General features: G+C 69.2%; 11 protein-coding genes and 3 pseudogenes. 5 read left to right on the top strand and 9 right to left on the bottom strand.

Annotated features, from left to right (window positions below):
- Positions 1–38: 38 nt before the first annotated feature.
- Positions 39–2,348: an MMPL family transporter gene (locus AB0I51_RS44410; RefSeq protein WP_362984541.1), complete on the bottom strand. Its 2,310-nt coding sequence runs from the start codon at positions 2,346–2,348 to the stop codon at positions 39–41.
- 637 nt (positions 2,349–2,985) lie between these two features.
- Between AB0I51_RS44410 and AB0I51_RS44405 the strand changes: the two genes are divergently transcribed.
- Positions 2,986–3,195: a hypothetical protein gene (locus AB0I51_RS44405; protein WP_362984539.1), complete on the top strand. Its 210-nt coding sequence runs from the start codon at positions 2,986–2,988 to the stop codon at positions 3,193–3,195.
- A gap of 252 nt (positions 3,196–3,447) precedes the next feature.
- On the opposite strand, the gene adhE is transcribed toward AB0I51_RS44405, so the two are convergent.
- On the bottom strand, positions 3,448–6,138 hold the full coding sequence (gene adhE, locus AB0I51_RS44400; RefSeq protein ID WP_362984537.1) for a bifunctional acetaldehyde-CoA/alcohol dehydrogenase: 2,691 nt from the start codon (positions 6,136–6,138) through the stop codon (positions 3,448–3,450).
- A gap of 422 nt (positions 6,139–6,560) precedes the next feature.
- Between adhE and gap the strand changes: the two genes are divergently transcribed.
- The gene (gene gap, locus AB0I51_RS44395) at positions 6,561–7,589 is read left to right on the top strand and encodes a type I glyceraldehyde-3-phosphate dehydrogenase (protein WP_362984535.1); all 1,029 of its coding nucleotides are present in this window, start codon (positions 6,561–6,563) and stop codon (positions 7,587–7,589) included.
- Between the two features lie 333 nt (positions 7,590–7,922).
- Here gap and AB0I51_RS44390 read toward each other — a convergent pair whose 3' ends face one another.
- Positions 7,923–8,618, bottom strand: a complete 696-nt coding sequence (locus AB0I51_RS44390; protein WP_362984533.1) for a hypothetical protein — start codon at positions 8,616–8,618, stop codon at positions 7,923–7,925.
- Positions 8,619–9,612: 994 nt separating this feature from the next.
- Between AB0I51_RS44390 and AB0I51_RS44385 the strand changes: the two genes are divergently transcribed.
- Together AB0I51_RS44385 and AB0I51_RS44380 are read left to right on the top strand one after the other, a co-directional pair.
- Entirely contained in the window at positions 9,613–9,819 is a 207-nt protein-coding gene (locus AB0I51_RS44385; protein ID WP_362984531.1) for a DUF2180 family protein, read from the top strand.
- Between the two features lie 103 nt (positions 9,820–9,922).
- The gene (locus AB0I51_RS44380) at positions 9,923–11,614 is read left to right on the top strand and encodes a GAF domain-containing protein (protein ID WP_362984572.1); all 1,692 of its coding nucleotides are present in this window, start codon (positions 9,923–9,925) and stop codon (positions 11,612–11,614) included.
- A 16-nt stretch (positions 11,615–11,630) separates the two neighbouring features.
- Here the strand turns inward: AB0I51_RS44380 and AB0I51_RS44375 are convergent.
- A pseudogene (locus AB0I51_RS44375) lies at positions 11,631–11,927 on the bottom strand (helix-turn-helix transcriptional regulator); the annotation flags it as partial.
- Positions 11,928–12,110: 183 nt separating this feature from the next.
- On the opposite strand from AB0I51_RS44375, the pseudogene AB0I51_RS44370 reads away from it, so the two are divergent.
- Positions 12,111–12,806, top strand: a pseudogene (locus tag AB0I51_RS44370) (GAF and ANTAR domain-containing protein); the annotation flags it as partial.
- Positions 12,807–12,842: 36 nt separating this feature from the next.
- On the opposite strand, the pseudogene AB0I51_RS44365 reads toward AB0I51_RS44370, so the two are convergent.
- The 5 genes and pseudogenes from AB0I51_RS44365 to AB0I51_RS44345 all read right to left on the bottom strand — a co-directional run.
- Positions 12,843–13,072: pseudogene (locus AB0I51_RS44365) on the bottom strand (luciferase family protein); the annotation flags it as partial.
- A gap of 559 nt (positions 13,073–13,631) precedes the next feature.
- Entirely contained in the window at positions 13,632–13,937 is a 306-nt protein-coding gene (locus AB0I51_RS44360) for a hypothetical protein (protein WP_362984529.1), read from the bottom strand.
- Between the two features lie 492 nt (positions 13,938–14,429).
- On the bottom strand, positions 14,430–14,618 hold the full coding sequence (locus AB0I51_RS44355; RefSeq protein WP_362984527.1) for a hypothetical protein: 189 nt from the start codon (positions 14,616–14,618) through the stop codon (positions 14,430–14,432).
- On the bottom strand, positions 14,615–14,920 hold the full coding sequence (locus AB0I51_RS44350) for a hypothetical protein (RefSeq protein ID WP_362984525.1): 306 nt from the start codon (positions 14,918–14,920) through the stop codon (positions 14,615–14,617). The genes AB0I51_RS44355 and AB0I51_RS44350 overlap by 4 nt, the downstream gene beginning before the upstream one ends.
- A gap of 812 nt (positions 14,921–15,732) precedes the next feature.
- Positions 15,733–16,089 carry an STAS domain-containing protein gene (locus tag AB0I51_RS44345; protein ID WP_362984524.1) on the bottom strand — a complete coding sequence of 119 codons (357 nt, stop codon included), beginning with the start codon at positions 16,087–16,089 and terminating at the stop codon, positions 15,733–15,735.
- Between the last annotated feature and the right edge of the window lie 395 nt (positions 16,090–16,484).

The following is a 16,484-nucleotide window of genomic DNA, read 5'->3' as shown; positions in this document are numbered from 1 at the left end:
CCGACGAGCGTCCCCAAGGGTACGTTCACGGGTTCTGGTCATCGGCGGTGATCTCGTTCCCGGCGCCGGCCGGGCGCAGCGCCGGGGCTGGATTCCGTACCGGCTTGGGGGTGGACCGGTTCTTGGACTTCGTCCGGTTGTGGGCTCCCGGGCCCGGCCTGCGGTGGGATGCCGGTGGGTGCCGGTTCGGCGTGCCAGGAAGGAAGGGACAGCCACCGGGGCAGGTACCAGGTGCGCTCGCCGAGCAGTGACAGTACGGACGGCAGCAGCACGCCTCGCACGATGGTCGCGTCGAGCAGGATGGCCACGCCGAGTCCGACGCCCATCTGCTTGAAGTCCTGCATCGACAGGGTGGCGAGCACTCCGAAGACGGCGACCATGATGATCGCCGCGCTGGTCACCACGCCCGCCGTGCTGCGGATCCCGCGTGCCACGGCTTCCTGGGTGGGCGTGCCGGCGTCGTGCGCCTCGCGTATGCGGGACACCACGAACACGTGGTAGTCCATCGACAGTCCGAAGAGGATGACGAACGCGAACAGCGGCAGCCACGACTCGATGGCGCCGACGGGGTGCGTGCCGACCAGGGTGGCGCCCCAGCCGTGCTGGAAGACCGCGACCATGACGCCGAAGGCGGCGGCGACCGACAGCAGGTTCAGCAGGATCGAGACGGCGGCGATGGTCAGCGACCGGAACGACAGCAGCATCACGAGGAAGGCGACGGCCATCACGAACACGAACACCGGCACGATGCTGCGGCGCAACTGCGCGTTGAAGTCCATGGAGAACGCGGTGTCTCCGGTGACGTACGCCCGCGCCCCGGAAACCTTTCCCAGGGTCTGCGGTACCACGTCGTCGCGCAGCACCTGTACCGCGCGGCGCGAGGTGCTGTCCGACCCGTTGCCCGCCAGCGGCACGCTGATCTCGACGACGTTCTGCTTCGGGTGTGTGGTGACCTGGACGGGCCGGTTGACCAGGTTGGTGTCCAGTGCGGCGGCGGTGAAGGCGGTCAGCGCCCGGCGCAGCTGCGGCGCCTGGACGTCATCGGCCTCGACCACGACGTTGGCGGGGCTGGCACCGCCGGGGAACGCCGCGCTGATGTGGCGGTACGTCTGTATGAGGGCCGTGTTCGACGGCAACTGCTTGTCCAGGCTCAGCTTTTCGGTGTGGATGCCGAGCACCGGGACGGCGAGCAGCAGCAGGACGCCACCGGAGGCCGCGGCGGAGATGCCCGGGCGGGCCAGCACCGGGCGCAGGATCGCGCCCCAGACCCGGCTGCCGCTCTCAGGACGGCGCAGCCGCCCCAGACCCGGCACTCGGCCCCATTCCACCCGGTCCCCGAGCAGCGACAGCAGTGCGGGCAGCACCGTCACCGAACCCAGCATGGCGATGAGGACCACCAGGATGGTGCCCACCGCGAACCCGTCGAAGAGCTGCATCCCGGACAGGAACATGCCGGACATGGCCACCACGACGGTCAGGCCGGACACCAGTACCGAGCGTCCGGAGGTCGCCGCGGCGATGCGCAGGGACGCCTGCGGGTCGCGCCCCGTCCCGCGCTCTTCGCGCTCTCTGCGCAGATAGAAGAGGCAGTAGTCGACGCCGACGGCCAGGCCCAGCAGCAGTACCACCGAGCTGGCCGAGCTGTCGACGTGCATGCTGTGGCTGATCAGCGCCAGCAGACCGTTGGCGGCGAGGAAGGCGGTGATCGCCAGCCCGACCGGCAGCACCGCGGCGAGCAGGGCGCCGAAGGCCGCGAGCAGGATGCCCAGCGCCAGCGGAACGGCTGTCAACTCGGCCCGGTGGAAATCCTTGAGGATGGTGTCGTTGAACCACTTGCCGGCGCTCGCCTCGCCGAACTGTTCCACGCGCATGCCCGGGTGGGCGGCCCGTACCTTGTCCACCGCGTCCAGCACCGGCTGTACCCGCTTGTACGCGGTGTTCGCCTTGCCGGTCATGGAGAACTGCACCAAGGCGCTGTGCCGGTCACTGGAGACGAGGCCCGCCGTCGTGTACGGGTCGCGCAGATCGGTCACCTCTCCGGTGGCCCGGACTCCGGACACGAGTTCCCGCACGGTAGCCCGGAACCCGGCTGCGCCGGCGATGTCGGTGTCGCTGTGCACCAGCACCATCTCGTCCGCGGGAGGAATGAGCCCCTTCTGTTCCAGGACCTGCCACGCCCGGGCGGACTCGCCCGCCGCATACTCCTGATCAGTCATGTGCTGTTGCCCCACAGCGCTACCGATCAGCACTGCCGCCGCCACTACGACCAGCCAGCCCACGATGGCGATGGAGCGGTGCCGGGCGCTCCAGCCGCCCAGCCGTGCGGCGAGATTCTCCCTGCCCGTCATCGAAGTACCCCTCGTGAGATCTCCACAACGCAGTTCCCCCGGCCTTGTGCGCGCAACGCGACATCCTTGCTGCCACCCTTCGGTGGCCGACGCGCCCGTGCCATGGGCCGAAGGTCCCGCGGCGGCGGGCCGGTCGGCGGCGAGGCGCGTCCCGCGCACACAGCCCGAATCGTGAGCCGGTCGCCGTGATCCCGAAACGATCACTGTCCCGGTCCAGCCGTAAGCGTGGGGCGCCCGGAATCAGCAGGGTCGGAGTGTCGCGAATTGGGTCCTTCCAGGATTCCGGCCTGGAAGAGCCGGGCTTCAGCCGCCGTCGACAGGAGGCGATCGCCTGCGTCAGCCCGGTGGCGTCGGTGTCGGCGAGCCGGACCAGGTGGGTTCGGCAGCTGCGGCCGGGATGGGCCTCGTGGGCGCCAAGGAGCGCCGACTTCGTGCAGGGGGGAAACCGCAGCTTGCCGTAGCCGCGTCCCCGTTCCTCGTGGCGGCTGCACAGTGTTTCCTGAGCGTCCCGCTCCCGTGCGGATGCGCGTACCGCGCGATGACTCCCGTCACGGTCTTCCTGCGCTTTTCCCCGCACCCTCTTGTACTTCTCCCGTGCTTTCCGCCGAACCGCATCGCGGCTGATCTCCGTGAGGGCGTGGTCCGGAAGATCTTCGACGCCGGGCTGGACCTGCACAGCACGGCCGCGAGGATCGAAGAAGGCCCCCCGGCACGAACGCGGCTGCTGCACGGCGTGGCCGAACTCGACGGGGTCATCCGGGCGCTGCGCGAGAGCGTGTTCGAACTGGGCCACGACGCGGACTCCACGACCGACGCAAGCGAGGAGTCCGAAACCGACGAGGGCTGACGGCAGGCGCATCCTGGGCGCCGGGGCCGAGTCCGTCGGTCGGATATACACCCACGGGCACTCCTCATCCCTGGCGCGCCGGAGCGGGTGGGTGGCCCACCGCCGAAGACAGCTCGGGTTGATGCCGCGTCACTCTTTCCCCGGGGTCGGGAGGAAGGACCGGACGGTCCGGGTTCCGGGAAGGGGTGTCATGCGGTTCTCCGGCTTCGGCCCGCTCTCCAGCACCTCCGCGGTCTCTCGGCTCGGTCGTCGTCAGACGTCTGAGTGGTGGTCGGCGTCGTCGCCGTAGTAGGCCGTCCGCATGAGGTGCTGCATGTCGTCGAGCATGGGCATCCTCGGGTTGGCGGGGGCGCACTGGTCCTCGTAGGCGTTCAGTGCCTGCTGGGGCAGCGCGTCCAGGAAGGCGCGCTCGTCGACGCCGAGGGCCTTGAAGGTCGGTTCGATGCCGACCGCGGCGCGGAGTTGTTCCACCGCGCCGGCGAGCGACTCGACGCCCTCGGCGGGGGTGGCGGCGGGCAGTGCGAGGGTGCGGGCGATGTCCTGGAAGCGTTGCGGGGCGCGGTAGTTCTCGTACTTGGGCCAGCCGGTCAGCTTCGTGGGGACGGTGCCGTTGTAGCGGATGACGTGGGGCAGCAGGACCGCGTTGGTGCGGCCGTGCGCGAGGTGGAAGGTGGCGCCCAGGGTGTGGGACATGGCGTGGACGATGCCGAGGAAGGCGTTGCCGAAGGCCATGCCCGCGATGGTGCCGGCGTTGTGCATCTTCTCCTGCGCGTCCGGCCGCCCGGCACGGTCGTTGACCGCGGCCTCGATGTTCTCGAAGATCAGCCGGATCGCGTGCAGGGCGAGGCCGTCGGTAAAGTCGTTGGCGTAGACGGACACGTACGCCTCGATGGCGTGGGTGAGGGCGTCGAAGCCGCTGTCGGCGGCCAGCGCCGCGGGCAGCTCGGTGGTCAGGAGCGGGTCGATGATCGCGACGCTGGGGGTGAGGGCGTAGTCGGCCAGCGGGTACTTCTTGCCGGTCGTCGGGTCGGAGATCACGGCGAAGGGGGTGACCTCGGCGCCGGTGCCCGATGTGGTCGGGACGCACACCAGCCGGGCGAGTCTGCCGAGGACGGGGAAGCGGAAGGCGCGCTTGCGGATGTCGGAGAACTTGTGCCGCATGTCGGCGAAGTCGACGTCCTTGCCCTCGGCCTGCTGCTCGTACAGCAGCCACATCACCTTGGCCGCGTCCATGGGGGAGCCGCCGCCCAGGGCGATGATGGTGTCGGGCCGGAAGTCGCCCATGAGGCGGGCGCCGCGCCGGACGGAGTCGATGCTCGGCTCGGGCTCTACGTTGTCGATGACCTGGATGGTGACCGGCTCCCGGCGGCGCCGCAGCACGCGCTCGACCCGGTCGACGAAGCCGAGGCGGGTCATGGTCGCGTCGGTGACGACGGTGACGCGGTGGACGTCCGGCATCGAGGCGAGGTAGCGGATGGACTGCGGCTCGAAGTAGATCTTCGGCGGGACCTTGAACCACTGCAGGTTGTTGCGGCGCATCGAGACGCGCTTGACGTTGAGCAGCTGGGCGGCGGAGACGTTGTTGGACACCGAGGTGCTGCCCCAGGAGCCGCAGCCCAGGGTGAGCGACGGCAGCAGGCTGTTGTAGATGCCGCCGATGGCGCCCTGCGAGGACGGCGCGTTCACGATGACGCGTACCGTCTTCATACGCTTGCCGTACTCCTCCGCCAGCGCGGTGTCCTCGGTGTGGATGACGGAACTGTGGCCCTGGCCGTGGAAGGCGACCATGTCGGCGGCCAGGTCGAAGCCCTGCCGCTCGGAGCCGGCGCGCAGCACGGCGAGGACGGGGCAGAGCTTCTCGCGGGTCAGCGGTTCGTCGGGGCCCACCCGGCCGGCCTCGACCAGGATGAGCGAGGTCTCGGCCGGCACGGTGAAGCCGGCCTGCTCGGCGATCCACGCCGGACTCTGCCCGACGGCCGCCGCGTTGACCTTCGGTTCGCACCCGGCCCCCGCCTTGCGGTCCGCGTGGTCCGCGGGGAAGAGGAACCTCTCCAGTTTGGTCTTCTCCTCGGCACTCGCCAGGTGGGCGTGCAGGGTCCGGAACTCGGCAAGAGCGGCGTCGTAGATCTCGTCGTCCACGATGACGGCCTGCTCGGAGGCGCAGATCATGCCGTTGTCGAACGACTTGGACAGCACCAGGTCGTTGACGGCCCGGCGCAGCCTGGCGCTCTTGTGGACATAGGCGGGAACGTTGCCCGCGCCCACACCGAGCGCGGGTTTTCCGGCCGAGTAGGCGGCCTTGACCATGGCGTTTCCGCCGGTCGCGAGGATCAGGGAGACGCCCGGGTGACGCATGAGCGTGCCGGTGGCCTCGACGGACGGCGTCTCGATCCACTGGACGCAGTGCTCGGGCGCGCCGGCGGCGACGGCCGCGTCACGCACCACACGGGCCGCCTCCGCGCTGCAGTGCTGGGCGGAGGGGTGGAAGGCGAACACGACCGGGTTGCGGGTCTTCAGCGCCATCAGCGCCTTGAAGATCGTGGTGGAGGTCGGGTTGGTGACCGGAGTGATCGCACACACCACGCCGACCGGCTCGGCCACCTCGATCATGTCGTCGATGTCGTCGCGGGCGATGATCCCCACGGTCTTCATCGTGCCCATGCTGTACGTGACGTGCTCGCAGGCGAACATGTTCTTGGCGGCCTTGTCCTCGAACACCCCTCGCCCGGTCTCCTCGACCGCGAGGCGGGCCAGGGCGGTGTGCTGGTCCAGGGCGGCGACCGACGCCTTCTTCACCATGTGGTCGACCTGCTCCTGGTCGAGGCTCTCGTAGTCGGCCAGAGCCTTGAGCCCGTTCGTCACCAGCCGGTCCACGGCGATGGCGGTGCTCGACGGTGCCTCGGCGGGGACAGCGGTCGCGGTGCGGTCGTCGTGGCGGGACATGGGAGGTGTGCCTCCAGCGTCGAGAGGTGAAGCCGCACGGGTCGGCGGCGCAGGGCGGAGGCGGCACCGTGAGGGATCGGTACCGCCTCCACCAGCAGCCTCTCCCGCGAACGACCGTGGCCCCAGGTCCCGTTGGTCCCGTCGAGGGGCTGACCGGCCCCGCACCTGCGGGGCCGGGCGGCCTGTCTGCCACCGGGTGCCGGTTGCCGGGGCAGCGGACTCATGGGCAGGCGCCCGCGGATGGCGGAGAGTGGGCGGAGCACGGACTGTCCGGGAAGCCGGCTCAACTCGCCGGGGCCGACTGGGCCGAACGTCCCTCATCCGGCCCCCGTGCGGCCCAAGTCCGGCGTTCTCATCTGTCAGCACGCTGGTGGCACACCCCCGGGGGACACCGCCGGGCAGCTATCGGGAGGGCGACGGACATGACCGTGCGCGTGGGCATCAACGGCTTCGGCCGTATCGGACGCAACTACCTGCGCTGCGTGCTGGAGCGCGCCGAGATGACGGAGGGCACACCGGTCGAGGTGGTGGCGGTCAACGACATAGCCTCACCGGCGGCACTGGCCCACCTGCTCGCCTACGACTCCACCTACGGACGCCTCGGCCGCACCGTCGAGCACGACGAGACCTCGTTCACGGTCGACGGCCACCGCATCGCCGTGAGCGCCGAACGCGACCCGGCCGCTCTCGCCTGGAGCGACCTCGGCGTGGACGTCGTCATCGAGTCCACCGGCCGCTTCCGCACCCGCGAGCAGGCCGGCCTGCACCTGAAGGCGGGCGCCCGCAAGGTGCTGCTGTCCGTGCCGGGCAAGGGTGTTGACGCCACGATCGTGATGGGCGTCAACGAGGGCACCTACGACCCGGACAGCCATCACGTCGTCTCCAACGCCTCGTGCACCACCAACTGCGTGGCGCCCATGGTGAAGGTGCTCGACGAGCACTTCGGCATCGTCAAGGGCGTGATGACCACCATCCACGGCTACACCAACGACCAGGTGGTCCTGGACGGCCCGCACAAGGACCCGCGCCGAGGCCGCAGCGCCGCCGTCAACATCATCCCCACCAGCACCGGGGCCGCCCGCGCTGTCGGCCTGGTCCTGCCCGAGCTCGCCGGCACCCTGGACGGCATCGCCGTACGGGTGCCCGTCGAGGACGGCTCGCTGACGGACCTGAGCCTGATCCTCGACCGTCCTGTGACGGCCGACGAGATCAACACCGCGTTCCGGGAGGCCGCCGACGGACCTCTGAAGGGCGTACTGCGGGTGTCCGACGCCCCGATCGTCTCCCGGGACGTCGTCGGCGACCCGGTCTCGTGCGTCCTGGACGCCCCGCTGACCCAGGCACACGGCGAACTGGTCAAGGTCTTCGGCTGGTACGACAACGAATGGGGCTACACCAACCGCCTGCTGGACCTCACCGAGTACGTTGCCGCCAGGCTTCCGCAACTCTGACGGGCGAGGACGCGGACATGATGGCGAGCCGTCGACGAGGACGCGCTCTGCGGGGTCGTCCCGGAGAGTGCCTCTTCCGTTCGGCTCACGGGATGTTGAGACCTCCATGATGTTGGAAGCCGTGCCTGTCACGTGGCGGAACCTTGCCGAGCCAGCAGATCATCACGAACCGGACGTCAAGCAACTACGCCGAAGCTCTGGGCCTGCTGGCTCAACGCCCTGATCTGAGCTCAGGCTGATGTGTGGTGAAGGACGAGGACGGCCAGGTTGGTGATCCGGTTGGTGCTGAGCGGATGTCTTCAAGTGGCCCCGGGGAGTGGCTTGCGGGGACCATCAGCTGGGCCGTCGGTTCCGGATCCGGTGCTGCACCGCCCACACGGCGAGGCCGATGAGGGCGAAGGCCAGCCAGATGCCGACGAATTCGAGCGGGTCGCTCTCGTGTGCGCCGGAAGCGGCGATGCCGGAGACGACGGTGACCACGCAGGCTCCGGCGATCGTCCTGCCGGCGAGCGGGAGCTCATCCGGGGGCGGCGCCGGGCCTGCTCGTGCGTCCCACGGTGCAGGCAGACGGCGGTGCACAGCGCGAGCACCCCGCCAGCCAGGCATGCTCAGGCCGGCGCCCAGATAGAGACCCGGATACGTCGTCGGCGCCTCAACTGTCTGCTGAACGCGCCCGTCGAAGGTGATGTCGGTGCGGTGGCCGCGCCAGACGACTACCCCGATGCGGTCGCCCTTCCGCAGCCTCGACAGCACGGGGCCGGAGTCGTCGAGGATGATCCTGCCGGATACCGACGGGGGCCCCGCGACCTCTACCCAGTACTCGCCGCCATGACCGTTGGAGTAGTCCTCCAGCTTCCTGACCACGGCAGGGATGCCCCGGGTTTTTGGTGCGGCCTCGTAGGCTCGCGCGGTGGAGAGGCTGTGGCGATAGGGCACCGCGAGCACGGCAGCTCCGCCGAGGACGAGGAGCAGCGCCAACGCCGCCAGCCCCCACACCCGTCGCCCAGCTCCCCAGGTCTTGTCCACCATCGCCTCCCTGGGAGGTTCGACTCGGAACAGCCAGGGAGGGTTGCGCCCACTCACCGCCGCGGCACGGGCAGGGCCCCGCCCCTGAGGGTGGTGGAACAGTCCACGGCCGCCGCCGCATGCAGCCTGACACGGGCGGCGGCCGTACGTGCGAAGACGGCACCGAGGTCCCCCCTCGCCGTCTCACACTGACCCGTCCTCACCACCCCACCCGGGGCGTACCGGAGTACACCCTGGTCTCGAAGAGGGCTGGGGAGGACGAAGGGCCGGAGCTGCGCCGTCGGCGATGCGGCTCCAGCCCGCTCACAGTGGTCGGATGGACACTGGCCCGGGGCAGCGGTTCGACAGGTAGCGCTTTCTGCGCCTGTTCAACTCTCTCGGTGAGTGGCGAAAGTGTGACGACCTGAATGGCCGTGTCCCCGGCCCGGTCTGATTCCTGCGTCCCCGGGCGACTGTCGCTGTGCAGGACCGGATGCGGGGGCTAGTGTGGGTGGTGCAGCCCTGGTCCCTGGCTGCGTCGCTTCCACCCCGATGTCGCACCGGATCACTCCGCTCACCTGTCGCCGGGTCGGTGTCCTGATTCCTTCGCACGGTGCCCGTGGGCAATCGGGTGCGTCCAGCGGGGCATCTGCTCCTGCTCCGCCCTCCTTCGGCAGGCCATCGAAGCCCTGGCGGCCCTCATGGACGTACTGCTCCTCCCAGCGGTGCTTCCGCTCGCCCTGCTGAGCACGATGATCGGGCTCTCCTGGTGGGACGACTCTCTGATCGCACCACGGCAGCCCGAAGAGCACGCTGCGGCGTCGGTGGCCGCAGCGCTTCGGCTCTCTGCCCTGGCAGAAAAGCCGGCCGATGACCACCGCATGCTCATCGAGACCGCGGAACGGGGCCCTACGGCTCACATGGTCCTGGAGCGTGCAGCCGCTCCAGGACCAGGTTCAACCGGGTGTGCTCGCGCGCCCGGCCGTATCTGCCGATCACCCGGACAGGAGAGAGAAGCATGAACTGCTACGACTGTCACCAGACCGGGACGAGCACCGCCGCGGTCGCCGTCTGCCGGAACTGCGGAGCCGCGCTCTGCCCCGATCACGTCAAGGTCAACCCGCAGCATCTGGAGCGGCCGGAAGGCATGGGTGTGACCACCCTCAAGAAACCCGCCCGCCGCATCACATGCCTCACCTGTCACGACGCGGAGCACCAGTTCTGACCTGGCCGCGCCACCCACCGGGCACCGGCAACAGCAGGGTCACCCGGGACGACCGAGCGACCGGAGGCAGCACGTGAACGTCGAGGAACCCGCACGGTCCGAGATGGTGCCGCACCTACGTCTGGACGAGCTGCTCGAACAACTCCAGGCCCAGATCCGCGTGGTCCGCGGCACCCGAGGACGCCTCCAGGGGCTGCTGCAGGCGGTCCTGTCGGTGGGTCGCGAGCTCGATCTCTCCCAGGTGCTGCGCCACATCACCGAGGCCGCGGTGGTTCTGGTCGACGCCGAATACGGCGCACTGGGTGTCATAGGTCCCGATCAGAGCCTCACCCAGTTCCTCACGGTCGGGGTCAGCGAGGCCGAACAGGCACGGATCGGGGTTCTGCCCGCCGGGCACGGGGTACTCGGCGAACTGATCAGGCATCCGGAACCACTGCGGCTGACAGAGCTGTCGCAGCACCCGGCCTCGCACGGTTTCCCTCCGCACCACCCGCCGATGCATTCCTTCCTGGGGGTGCCCGTCAGTGTCCGGGGAGAAGTGTTCGGCAACCTCTATCTCACCGAGAAGCGCGGTGGTGCGCAGTTCGACAGCGAGGACGAAGCCGTCCTGTCGACCCTGGCCGCAGCCGCCGGGGTGGCGATCGACAACGCCCGTCTCTACGCGGAGGCACAGGTCAGAGAACGCTGGATGGCGGCCGGCGCCGAACTCACCCGCGGCCTTCTCTCCGGAACCCCGGAGACGAAGGTGCTGGAGCTGATGCTGACCCGGGCGCAGGACATCACCTCGGCCGACCTTGGCGTCGTCGACCTGGTCACCCCGGGCACGCTGGAACTGCGCGGGGTACTCGCGCTCGGGGAAGGCGCCGCGCTGCACCGTGGCGTGCGGCTGCCGCGCGAGGGGACTCTGAGCGGGGCGGCCCTGGCCGCGGGGCAGCCGATCGTCACCTCTGACGCGGGAAGCGACCCGCGGATCACCTACTGCCCCGAAAGCTGGACGGGGCTGGGACCCGCGGTCGCCGTTCCCATGAGCACCAGTGACGGAGATCGCGGGGTACTCGTCCTCGCCCGCGCCGCGGGGCGCCCGCCCTTCACCCAGGCGGAGATCGAGCCGCTGCCCGGCTTCGCAGGCCAGGCCGCCCTCGCGCTGGAACTCGCCGACAAGCGCAGGGCCGCCGAGCAGGTCAGCCTCTTGGAGGACCGCGACCGCATCGCGCGCGACCTCCACGACCTGGCCATCCAACGGCTGTTCGCCACAGGAATGACACTGCAGAGCGCACACCGCTACGTCGAGCGCCCGGAAGCGACCGAGCGGATTGACCGCGCGGTCGACGACCTCGACACCACCATCAAAATCATCCGCTCCACCATCTTCGGCCTGCGCGCCCACGACAGCACCGCGACCGGCCACGGCCTGCGCGCCCGTGCCTCCAAGACCGCCGAGGAAGCCGTTCCCGCACTGGGGTTCACCCCGTCCCTGCTCATGGAGGGACTGCTCGACACCGACGTCCCGCACACCATGGCGGACGAAGTCGTGGCCGTGCTGAGCGAAGCCCTTTCGAACATCGCCCGCCACGCACACGCCTCGTCCGCGGAGATCTCACTCGTCGTCCGCAAGGAGCGGCTCACCCTGACCATCACCGACGACGGCGTCGGAATCCGTGAAGGCGGACACCGCAGTGGGCTGCGCAATCTCAGCGAGCGCGCGCGGAACCTGGGCGGTGAACTCACCCTGGCCGCACCGCCCAGCGGCGGCACCCTGCTCCGCTGGGCCGTACCGCTGCCCGACCGGCGCTAGCGCGGCCCTGCGGGAATCACTCGTCCTCGTGGGGGCAGCGGAGCGGGCCGGACGCCAGGACCGCCGCCTGGACGAGGCGCTCGCCCCCGAGTTTCGCCGGAAGCCGCGAGATGTGGTTCTTCACGGTCTTCTCCGACAGATAGATACGCCTGCCGATCTGCCGGTCGGTGAGACCCTCACCGACCAGATCCAGCATCTCGCGGTCACGCACGGTCAGAGCGTCCAACTGGCCTGCCTCTGAAGCCGGTTGCCCGGAGGGCGCGCGCAGACTGCTCATCAGCCGTCCGGTGGTCGCCGGGTCCGGCATCGACTTCGCGCCCATGCCTACGTGCAGGGCCACCGCTCGCCGATGCGGTGGCCCACCGGCTCCACTTCTCCCCGGACGCGAAGCCCAGACCGACCGACGAGGAAGCCTGACGCAGCGGTGTCGTCCCATGAACGTGCTGTGCTTCCCGCCCCCTCCCGGCGGGACCAGTGTCAATCGAGGGTGCCCACGTTGAATCAGCAGCTTCTGGCCAAGACCTTCGTCGAGCTGGCCGACAACCTGGTCGCCGACTTCGACCTGATCGATTTCCTGTGCCTGCTCACCGACCGCTGCGTCGGCATGCTCGGCGCGAGCGCCGCCGGTGTACTGCTCGCCGATCGCGACGGCGAACTGCGTGTCATGGCCGCCTCCGACGAACAGGTGCGCCTGCTCGGACTCTTCCAGCTCCAGAGCGACGAAGGCCCCTGCCTGGAAGCCTTCCGCACCGGCACACAGGTGATCGTCCCCGATCTGACCCGGGAGGTCGACCGCTGGCCGCGCTTCGTCACCGCGGCCCACCGCAGCGGATTCGGAGCGGTCCAGGCCCTGCCGATGCGTCTGCGGGAGGAGACCGTCGGGGCCCTGAACCTCTTCCGCACCCCTCCCGGTTCCTTCGACCCGGTCGGCACGCCCATCGCCCAGGCCCTGGCCGACGTGGCGACCATCAGCCTCCTGCAACAACGCACCTCCCACCGCAGCTCGTTACGCAATGAGCAGTTGCAGACGGCGCTGAACAGCCGGGTGCTGATCGAGCAGGCCAAGGGGAAACTCGCCGAACGCCGGGGCGTCGACATGGAGTAGGCGTTCACCGCCCTGCGCGGGTACGCTCGCGCGCACAACCGGCGGCTGACCGAGGTGGCCCGCGCCTTCATCGACGGCTCCGAACCCTTCCCGGCCTGGTGGCCTGACGAAGTGCGGGGCGGGCAGCGTCACCCATTGCGAGCCAGGTACGAGACGGACGGCGGGTCCACCGGTGAGGTGCTCCTCGAACCGCCGGACGGCCCTCGCTGTGAGGTGCAGGTCAACGTCCCGGTCGGAATGGAAGCGGGCGATCTCGCCGCGGGCCGAGGTGAGTGTACGACCAATGCCGCAGCTCGGTTCCGTCTCGGTGAGGCGGCCCAAGTCGCCGGATGCGTGAGCGCATGCACGGCCAACGTCAGGCGCCCATCATGACCAGCTCACCGCACAGCCACCAGAAGGTGGGGGATTCGTAATCAAGCCACAGCGCCCGATTGTCCGAATAGCGCGGATGGTCAACTGGCCTTGGCTGTCATACTGAGCACACCCTTCTCGGTGTCGCCCGAACCAGAGTTCAGCCGCTGCCGACACGGGCTGTCGCGGACATCCGCGATATTTTAGGATTTGGAACACAGGACCCTGTCCTGCTTGCCGGGTACCGGTAAGCCTGCTGACGAGGGTTCAGCCGTCTGGCCCCCAATCCCTGGGCCTGGAAGACAAGCGAACCAGCAGGGAAAACCGGAGTCCGCGTCGTGTGAACGATCCCGCGGACCTCGATCCCTCGTCCTCCGGCCCGTTCGAGTGGGGCGTACTCCCGCACGCCCCACGTGCCGTGAGGATGACTCGGCGCGAGACCTTGCGACCTTGGGGGGACGTGAGTCCTCGCGCAGGCGGCCGTCGCCATCGGTGACGAGAGGGCGACGGCCGCCATTTTCGAGAGCGACCGAGTTGCGTTCGATCCGGCGCAAAGATCAATCAGAGCGCGCCGCGTGGGCCGTTGCCTCGCGGGTCGTTCTCCTCGTACCAGCGCTCTTCTTCTCGTCGGCCCTCCTCGCTCACCGAGTACCTGAACATACCGATGATCATCGCCAGACCGAAGGCGCCGACCACAAGCAGAAGGAGCGCGGAAAGTATCGCGCTGACGATCTGCGTGATAGTTCCCCAAAAGGCATAGGAAAAGGCTGCGACCGTGGCCACCTTGGCGATGAAATGCCAAGGCTGCGGAATGCGGCGGTACGGCTTGGGGAGCCGATTCAAGAAGGTCAGTGTGGCCGACAGCACCTTGTCTTCGGTGTGGTCCGAGTACGGCGACGGTTCCGGCTGGGCGCGGCCCCTCGTTCGGGTCGCCTCGGGGCGGGGGGGCTGCCTGAGACGAGGTGGGTGCGACCCGTTTGACCGTGGCTTGCGTCGGCGTGACGTCATGTACTTCCTTTCCCGGCCTCGCCGGAGGCGTAGCCCCTGACCAGGCACCGGCCCGACGGGACGACCATAGGGAGGACATGGCGGCAATACCTCGGGAAGTCTGATAAGTCCCACTACTTGTTCGAGAACGACTGGGAATGCATATACGCGGCGCAGCCTGCGGGCTCCCTTTTCTCGCTGTGGCGAAATAAGCCATGGCGGTGATGAAAAGCCTGCGACGAGAAATGGTCTGGCCGCTGGGTCCGAACCCGCGTCGGTACCAGGGCTTCGTCGTTCTCGTAGAGCGTCTGGTTTTGTGAGGATCGGGTAGCTCGTCCGTTTGACGTTCGAGTGCCCGGGGAGGTGACGGAGTCAGTCAGGCTGATGGGCCGGTCGGCCCAGCTTCTCGTGGGCCGCGTTGAGGAAGGTGTTCATGGGTCCGCGCAGGTGGTCCCACGCGGCTTCGGGCCGGCCGAGGTCCTCCCACAGGACACGGTTCACCGCGCTCGCGTAGTCCCAGACGAGCTGGTAGAGCTGCGGGCCGATGAGGACCAGGATCATCCGCTCGCAGACCCAGAGGCGCTCGATGAGGGTCCGTTCGGTGGCGAGCCACTCAGGTGTGCGGCCGGAGGACCACTCGGGCGCCTCGTAGAGTTCCTCGGCGAGGCGTACGCCCCTTGCTGCGTGAGCTGGATGAACTCCCGCAGCACCTCAAGCCGTTCGGCGCGGCGGGCCTCGGCCAGCTGCACGGCCTGGCGCTTGTCCTCGGTGCGGGCGGCCTGGCTTGCGGTGGTGAGCTGGGCCGGGTAGGAAATGCCTCCGCAGAGCACGACACCGATCGACGACGCCCAGACCTGATTCACCCGTTCACGTTAGCCGACGGGGCTGCGCCGCTCCCGCCGCCGCCCTCCGCCACAACGCGCGTGACGCCCGCCGCCCTCTCGCGATCCTCGGCCTCGCATGATCACAAAACGGACGTCAGCCGACTACGGCGGAGCCCTGGCGTCAGTACGCCTTCGCCGGCCCGCACGCCTCATGCTCGTCGGGCGACACGGAATGCGGGAGATGGGCGGCAGCTCTGAGCCTGGCCGGCTTCCGGATCCTCGAACTCGGGCTCCGTCGTCGGGCTGCATGGAAAATCCGAAGCTCACCGCGCCGACAATCGGCCGTTCCACCATGAGCGACAGGGGTCTCCTGGCCGTTATGGAGGCCGGTCGGCCTCTGTTGCCGAGTTCATTGAGCGCGCACGATGACCGCACACCCCGGTCGTGCGGGGGCTCGGCTCCCGCGCGGGCCGTGAGGAGGACCCCGGAGGTGGTTGCCGTGAGCACGGTTCCCTGGCGTCGGTCGCGCCGGCGTCCCACGACCGTTGTCACCCTGCCGTGTGCGCAACGCACAGTGGGTGTGGAGGCGGCACTCCGGTTGCCGAACGTGATGATGTTGGTGGTCGAGGACGTGTGTACCGCGCTGTCCCGTGAGGACTGGCGGCGGCGTGAGCCGGCGCGCTGGCGATCCGGGGCCCGGCGGCACTGGCACACAGAGGGAAGGCAGTTGGACGCCAAGGAGACCCGCCTCAGGGACCTGGCCGTGCAGTGCCTGGACGCATCGGACTGACCGGGTCCCGCCGGTTCCGTCCGGCCCGACCCTGTTCAGGCTGTCCTGACCACGCCGCGCGTCAGCCTGCGGCCTCCTCCGAGCCGGTCGGTCTCAGGGCTTCCTCGCGCGTGGCGAGTGGAGTGAACCGGCCTATGAGACCTCCTGCGCGCAGGACCCTCAGGATCATCTGATGGGGGCAGACCAGTAACAGCCAACCGCCCCGCTCCCTGACGCGCCGCTCGGCACGGCACAGCAGTCGCAGCCCATAGGCGTCGAAGAACGAGGTCGGAGTCAGATCGATCACCACGGTTTGCCCGGGAGCGGCTGTCGCGGCGTCCAGGTCGGGCAGGATCTGTTGGGCGGCGGCGATGTCGATCTCGTCGTGGAACTCGATGACGGTGACTCCGCCGACCTGTTGGGTGCGTACATATCCCATGGGCCATGCGCTGTTGCCTTGTTGCACGGCGTTTCCCCCGGTGAGCCCGGCTGCCCGATGTTCCGGGGCCGGGGTGCTTTTTCGCCACCAGGGGCTGGGGCAGCAAACAGACGACCAGCGTATGCCCCATTGGGGCCTCTTGCATGACAAAACGATTCCCTGCAGGCGGAGTTCACCCGGTGGAGCGATTTTCGCCGCATCTGCTTGACATGCGTGTCTCGATCGTTCTATGTGTGCGTGCGCCAAGGGGTGTTGGTCGCGGAGGGGGGGGGGGGGGGGGCGGCGGGGGGGCGGGGGGCGGCCCCCGCGGGGGCGGGGGGTGTGGGTTGTTGGGGGGGCGGCCGCCCGCCCCGCCCCCCCCGCCGGCGCGGCCCGCCGGGCGGGTGCGGCCCGCG

It is taken from the genome of Streptomyces sp. NPDC050549, from assembly GCF_040655035.1.
In the GTDB taxonomy this organism is placed as follows: domain Bacteria; phylum Actinomycetota; class Actinomycetes; order Streptomycetales; family Streptomycetaceae; genus Streptomyces.
Note: the sequence above shows the minus strand (reverse complement) of the source record. Positions and strands in the feature narration are given on the sequence as shown.